Source organism: Paenibacillus sp. p3-SID1389 (genome assembly GCF_025151705.1).
GTDB lineage: Bacteria > Bacillota > Bacilli > Paenibacillales > Paenibacillaceae > Fontibacillus > Fontibacillus phoenicis.
The window spans coordinates 100,894-107,428 of the sequence record NZ_JALXVO010000009.1 but is presented as its reverse complement, the minus strand read 5'-3'; the positions used below and the strand labels follow the sequence as shown (position 1 = coordinate 107,428).

Here is a 6,535-nt window from a genome sequence, read left to right as displayed (position 1 = left end):
TTGATTTATTGGAATCAGCGATAGATAAATTGAAAAGCTATAGTAACAAATTTGGGGTTGAACAATATATTGTTACAAGATTATCAGATATTGAACAGTTCAGAATCGAACAAGACGAGTATGACATGATTATTTCTGTATCTGCCTTGGAACATGTTAGTTCGGAAAGGGCATTGGAAATAAAGCTTAAAGAAATGACTCTTGGAACCAAAACGAATGGATCCAACTGTATAATTATTGGATCGAACATAAAGGAAGTAAACCTTGATAATGGACAAGAATTAGATCCAATGTTTGAAGTGAATATATCTACTGAACGAATGATGGAATTATTGGATCATCAATATTCTGGTTGGGAAATCAAAAAACGATTTGTAAAACAATTAGAATATGAGATTGACAGAAATGGAGAACCCGTAAAACTGACAACGGATTGTATAACCTATGTTGCAAAGAAAATAGTGTAAGTAATTCAAAGAGGCCTGCAAGCATCATCTAACAATGTGTTCACGCATCGGCGGACAAGCCGCCTCGGTCCCGGAAGATAAGTCGGGGAAGTAATTGCCGGGACACATCCATTCACCTAACCGCATCGCGGCCGGTCACTTCGTGACCTTAAGGTGGTGGGGCGTCGTGAATACAAGGAACGTTATATGACATCACAGACAAATGAATATTAGAAAGAGGAATCAAGATGGGATATATTTCAGAACTCCGGAAATTGGTCGGTACTCGACCTTTAATTTTGACTGGTGTGACGGTTATCGTATTGAACGAAGAAAAGAATATACTGCTTCAAAGAAGAACGGATACAGGAGATTGGGGAGTTATTGGAGGAGCCTTAGAAATAGCTGAAACTTTTGAAGAAGCAGGACATAGAGAATTATATGAAGAAGCTGGACTCAATGCAGAAGAACTGAAATTTATAACGGTCTTATCTGGAAGTGATATGTACTATCAATATCCTCATGGCGATGAAGTTTATAATGCAATTATAGTATACGAAGCCCACAAGGTATCTGGGATTCCAACAATCAATGATAATGAAGGACTTGAATTGAAGTATTTTAGTTTAAAAGAGCCAATAAATGAATTGAATTCAATGACCTATAAGATCTTAAAGAAGTCAGGATACATTCATTGGTAGTTAATCGAAGAAGTCTATGACGTCATATAACAATATATTCACGCTGCGGGCCAGTCGGCCCTTGGTTCGCCCGATGAGGATGAAGCTGGAAGTGGATTCAGGCGAACAACCCTGCGAACCTAACCGCGTCGCGGCCGGCAGCTAAAGCTGCCTTAAGGTTCTCGGGTTCGTGAATACGAGAACGTTAAGTGAAATCTCCCTTTAAAGACAATACGAACAAAATAATATCCATTAGGTTATAATGAAAACATAATCTTGAAACAAGGAGGGAATTCAATGAAGCGAGAAGATATTGAAAACAAGTTAAGGATTGAAAAGAGATTTTTGATGGATCGTTTTTATGTTTCGAAGATAGGATTATTTGGTTCTTTTGCTCGAGATGAACAGACGGAAACAAGTGATATCGATTTATTAGTTGAATTTTCTCGTCCAGTAGGATTTGAATTTTTGGATTTGAAGGATTATTTAGAGTCTGTATTTGGCAGAGAAGTCGATCTTGTAACCCCTAATGCCATTAAATCTTATATGAAAGATGAAATTCTTAGCGAGGTACAATATCAGTGAAGCGATCGGTTAATGTACTAATGGACATTCTAGAGTCAATTAATCGGATAGAAACTTATCTCGGTGCCGTTAAATATGATGAGTTTTTAGCTAATCAAATGCTTTTGGATGCAGTAATAAGAAACTTAGAAATTATCGGAGAAGCCGCTAGAAATCTTAGCGATGAAGTTAAGAGGAAGTATCCAGAAGTCCCTTGGAAGAATATGATCGGACTAAGGAATATCTTGATTCACGAATATTTTGGAATTGATGAAAGTATCGTTTGGGAAGTAGCTACAAGAAACCTAAAAGAAGTTAAACCCATTATCGTGAGGGCAATTCAAGAAGAGGGAGACTTCACTTAACACCGTATTCACGCTGCGAGACTTAATTGTCTCTTGGTTGTCAGACGAATAACCGAAGAAGCAAGCTCAGACAACAAACGACCCAGCCTAAGATAAGAGCTATCTAAGGCTGGGTCGTTTCGTGAATACAAAAACGTTAGCTGACATTGCTGCGAAAACACAAAAGAGCGAGATGATAAAATGTGGCTCTCACAATTAAATCAAGTATTTAGCAATAGGGAACTAGCTATTGGATTTTGGATATTGATTTTTATTTTGTATGCACTCTCTTTACATAATGTAAGAGCACAAATCCCAGGTATGCTAAAAACTATGTTTAGTAGAAAGTTAGTATATTGGTATATCACTATGTGTATTTATTACTTGTTAATGATCTATATTTTAATAAAGATTGGATTCTGGGAATATAGACAGTTGAAAGACACACTTGTATGGTTTTTCGTTACCGGTGTAATTTCTGCGTCATCTGCAATCGGAAAGGCAAAAGATATTAGCTACTTTTATAATATGATTAAAGAAAATGTCAAAATAGTCGCTATCGTAGAGTTCATTACTAACCTTTATAGTTTCAGAGTAATATGGGAGATTGTAATTGTGTTTCTTATTATCGTTTCTTCTATATTTGTAGGATTTATAGAACATTCGGCAGATTACCAAAATAGAAATGCAATCATAAAGAACTTCTTCAACGCTATATTATTTATAATAGGGTTCATTGTAATAATTCACTCAATAAGATCAATTATATTAGGCTTAGATCAAATTAACGTAAGTGAATTAATTAAGGACTTTCTTTTACCGCTACTCCTTTCATTGATGTTTGTAATCTACATATATTTTTTTGTACTCTATGCTGCGTATGAGATATTGTTTATAAGACTTAGCTTTAAGAAAACCATAGATGATAATTTAAGAGGTAAATTAAAACTAAGGATTCTTTTCTTCTGTAACATCAATATTAAGAAAGTTAGTAACTTTGTTCAGAATAGTCAAGTATTAACTAGCTATGTAACAAGAAAATCGGATATAAAAAAATTATTTGATAATTATAGAAGAAATACCTCGCGGGAAATTTCAAGAGAAGGCAGCAACATCAGCTAACAATGCATTCACGCATCGGGTCGGCTTCGTCGTCCCACGGTCGCCCAAGGCATTTCGAAGAGGCTATCACAGGCGACACACCCGCACCACCTAACCGCATCGCGGCCGGTTCCTCTGGAGCCTTAAGGTGGTGGGGCGTCGTTAATGCAAGAACGTTAGACGAAATTATTGCAATACAGTAAAAACCTCACATCAAAGGACTTTAAATTTGTTGATTTAAATCGAAATAATAATTTGATTGGAGGATTACTATGCCGTATTTTGAAGAGCCAAAAAACCATCAATCTGGCTTATTTTAGTAGGGGTTGTATTCTTTTTCTTAGGTATTATTTTCTTTAGTACAAGCAACTTTAATGAGCTTATAGATTACGATATTAAAGATAAATTGCTTGGAAAACTTATAACAATATTTTCATTTCTAGTTTCTATATTTCTTATTTTATTGGGAATTATATTGAAGATTATTGCTAAGGATGCAAGAGAAGATTTACTTGTTATTGAGAATAGAATTAGAAATGAAATGAAAAATGAGTAATAAGAACATTAATGCAGGCATATCAAGATGGCAATAACTTCGTCTAACACCATGTTCACGCTTCGGGGCATTCGCCCCTCGGTCCGGCAGGAGTAAGATGTGGATTCAGGGATGTAATTGGCAGCTTCTGGGAAGCAGAATCAGCCGGACACATCCGCACCGACTAACCGCATCGCGGCCGTTCCCGTTGGTCGCTTAAGTCGGTGGGACGTCGTGAATACACGAACGTTATCTGTAATAATCGCAAAATTCATAAGAGCCAAGAGGAAAAATGAAAAAGAAAAATAATACACCAAGACATAAAAGACTTAATCAAGAAGGCAGACTACAAGCTGCGAAGCATTGGTTAGTTAAGTACAATGGAAAGAATCTTGTTAGAGGATATAGCAATCATTTTGCTGTTGATCTATTGTGTGCAGTAAGAGAACTAGAAAAACTGGGAATCCAAATTGATAAAGAATATAAGAAGCAATTGGAAATAGATTTACAAAATAAAATTAGAAGGACAGAAATGAAAAAGAAGAAGATAATAGAAACCCAAAAATATTTCATTGGCTAATTGAAATAGCAATACTTTTAGGAGTATGGGGCTTTGAAAATCCATTTATTACCTATAATGACATATTGTTTCAATCGCTGCTAATAGTCTGAGGATGCGTACTGGCTGCCGCGATCAGAATGATGCAGCCACGTTCCCTTTGGGCTTCTGAAGGCGATACGCCTGATCCAGGGCCTTCAAACAAAGCTCCTTCGTCATTCGTTCGTCCATATGGAAGCCGACAATTTTACGCGTGCAGGGGTCCTCCAGACCTGATTCGGCTTCTCCGCTACTCTTGAATTCGGCGATCCAGCGGTACAACGTACTCATGCAGCCCCATTTCTCGGGCTACCTGCGCCACCGTTTTCCCTTCTTGGATGAGTCTTATGGTTTGAAGTTTGAATTCCTTGGTCGAAGAAGGCGAATCAATTATTGATTTGGGTCACTCTGCATTATTGTGGGATTGGTCTTTCTATTTCTAGATTTCAATACACAAAATCATCGACGTAATTTGTAGGTTCAATAAAGAATATTAGTTCATGCATGCAAGAACAATAGATTCAATTACTGCAGAATGTATGGGAGATAAATATGGATGTGAAGATTAGATTACTTAAGGATCACGAAGATATTCCCCTTGATCTATTACTCTTAGCTGATCCATCGCAAGAGATGATCGAGGAGTATTTGCAAAGAGGTCAGTGTTATGTTGGTTTGCATGATAGAGATAAAGTTATTGCTGTCATTGTATTACTACAAACACGACCAGGAACATTGGAGATTGTTAATATCGCGGTGCGTGAAGACTTTCAGGGAAGAGGAATCGGGAAGAAACTGATCCATTTTGCAATTGACAAAGCAAGAGAACAAAACGTCAAAACGATTGAAATAGGGACAGGAAACTCAAGCATAGGTCAGCTATTCCTTTATCAAAAATGTGGATTCCGAATTACTGGAATCGATCGGGATTTTTTTATAAGACATTATCCTGAAAAGATTTATGAGAACGGAATTCAGTGCAGGGATATGATCCGGTTAAGTCTTGATTTGATTGAATAACTTGAAGACTCCGTAACATCCTTCAGGTTTCATCTTATGGAGGTGACCAAGTGAAGAAGAGAGTGATCATAACATTATGTTGTATATTCCTTATTGTAATTCTTTATCTCACTTATGACTTTCATCGTCCCCGTCATGTAGAAGTAAGTCTGAGAAGCACTATTTACTCGGTAGAAACGGAGTTCGAAAAGCAAACGCAAATATCAATCATCGGCGAGCACTATAAAGTGCTTTTTGGGAAAGATAGGTTCATCGGAAAAATGATTGTAGATAACGATTTGGTCTATGATATCAAGCTCAAGAGAGAAGGCAACAAATATTTTGAAACACTTACAAAGAATAATGAGTTTCATGTACTAAATTCAATCGGCTCCATAATGACATCCGCTGATTTTAATAAGGTATGGTTACAATTGAATGATATAAATGAGAGATATCATCTTACTGAGGGATATGTATCAGGACCAGCGGGAAATAAAAATGAAGCAAACCAGGTTGCTAGAAACATCCTTGAGGGAATGTAATAAAAAGGAGCTTATCAATGATCCATCATGTCGAAATCAATGTTTCCGACCTCCAAACAAGTAGAGCGTTCTGGGATTGGATTTTTCAAGAGCTTGGATATTCGGTCTATCAAGAGTGGGACCAGGGAGTGAGTTGGATCAGCGGAACTACATATATTGTCTTTGTACAAACAGGAGAAAAATACTTAGATATTCCCTATCACCGAAAAAGAGTGGGATTAAATCATCTTGCTTTCCAAGCTAATTCCAAGGAGCAGGTAAATAAGATTACGAATCAGCTTGAAGATCGTGGGGTTACTATTCTGTATAAAGATAGACATCCTTATGCAGGTGGACCGGATCATTATGCGGTATTTTTTGAGGATCCTGATCGAATGAAGGTAGAAATTGTTGCTCCTTTGCATTAGTAGGATTATTTTTATTTAATGAACACGGCTATTCAGGCAAGCAAGTGCAAGAGGCACATATGAAACTGGCGAAACACGGAATAAAATGGTCAAGTTTAGACCCCCCAAACATTCAGGCGAGTTGAATGTATCCCTAATTCTGAATGCGGATGAGGGCAATCCACGTGATGAAATGATCAAGAAATGGGATGCCAAACTCGACTACTACCATTAAAACGGGTAAACTCACTCAGAAAAAATTAGTGTACGTCCGTGGGGATTACCAGCTTGAATTTATTTTTGATAGCAGCACGGACCTGAATCACATCCATTTAAC

Annotated in this window: 10 protein-coding genes; 9 read left to right on the top strand and 1 reads right to left on the bottom strand. The window is 37.2% G+C overall.

The genetic code is table 11. The features are described 5' to 3' along the window. The 6 genes from M3G15_RS06150 to M3G15_RS06125 form a co-directional block, all read left to right on the top strand. The coding region (locus M3G15_RS06150; RefSeq protein ID WP_260070380.1) for a class I SAM-dependent methyltransferase at positions 1–467 on the top strand (467 nt) is incomplete at its 5' end. Positions 468–694: 227 nt separating this feature from the next. Further along, the gene (locus tag M3G15_RS06145) at positions 695–1,147 is read left to right on the top strand and encodes an NUDIX hydrolase (RefSeq protein WP_094093757.1); all 453 of its coding nucleotides are present in this window, start codon (positions 695–697) and stop codon (positions 1,145–1,147) included. A 276-nt stretch (positions 1,148–1,423) separates the two neighbouring features. Then, complete coding sequence (locus M3G15_RS06140) at positions 1,424–1,711, top strand: nucleotidyltransferase family protein (RefSeq protein WP_036645127.1); 288 nt, start codon at positions 1,424–1,426, stop codon at positions 1,709–1,711. Next, on the top strand, positions 1,708–2,055 hold the full coding sequence (locus M3G15_RS06135; RefSeq protein WP_009225037.1) for a HepT-like ribonuclease domain-containing protein: 348 nt from the start codon (positions 1,708–1,710) through the stop codon (positions 2,053–2,055). The genes M3G15_RS06140 and M3G15_RS06135 overlap by 4 nt, the downstream gene beginning before the upstream one ends. A 414-nt stretch (positions 2,056–2,469) precedes the next feature. Next, complete coding sequence (locus M3G15_RS06130; RefSeq protein ID WP_260070379.1) at positions 2,470–3,156, top strand: hypothetical protein; 687 nt, start codon at positions 2,470–2,472, stop codon at positions 3,154–3,156. A gap of 806 nt (positions 3,157–3,962) precedes the next feature. After that, positions 3,963–4,250 (top strand): hypothetical protein, encoded by a 288-nt coding sequence (locus M3G15_RS06125; protein ID WP_260070378.1) that lies wholly within the window; start codon positions 3,963–3,965, stop codon positions 4,248–4,250. 114 nt (positions 4,251–4,364) lie between these two features. Here the strand turns inward: M3G15_RS06125 and M3G15_RS21620 are convergent, their stop codons facing one another. Next, entirely contained in the window at positions 4,365–4,559 is a 195-nt protein-coding gene (locus tag M3G15_RS21620; RefSeq protein ID WP_009225046.1) for a hypothetical protein, read from the bottom strand. A 267-nt stretch (positions 4,560–4,826) separates the two neighbouring features. Here M3G15_RS21620 and M3G15_RS06115 point away from each other — a divergent pair, with 267 nt between their 5' ends. Genes M3G15_RS06115 through M3G15_RS06105 form a run of 3 tightly spaced genes read left to right on the top strand, consistent with a single transcriptional unit; the run spans position 4,827 to position 6,219 of the window. Then, positions 4,827–5,288: a GNAT family N-acetyltransferase gene (locus M3G15_RS06115; protein ID WP_009225047.1), complete on the top strand. Its 462-nt coding sequence runs from the start codon at positions 4,827–4,829 to the stop codon at positions 5,286–5,288. A gap of 50 nt (positions 5,289–5,338) precedes the next feature. Continuing rightward, positions 5,339–5,812 carry a hypothetical protein gene (locus tag M3G15_RS06110; protein WP_036645129.1) on the top strand — a complete coding sequence of 158 codons (474 nt, stop codon included), beginning with the start codon at positions 5,339–5,341 and terminating at the stop codon, positions 5,810–5,812. Positions 5,813–5,829: 17 nt separating this feature from the next. Beyond that, complete coding sequence (locus M3G15_RS06105) at positions 5,830–6,219, top strand: VOC family protein (RefSeq protein WP_009225049.1); 390 nt, start codon at positions 5,830–5,832, stop codon at positions 6,217–6,219. The last annotated feature ends 316 nt before the right edge of the window (positions 6,220–6,535 follow it).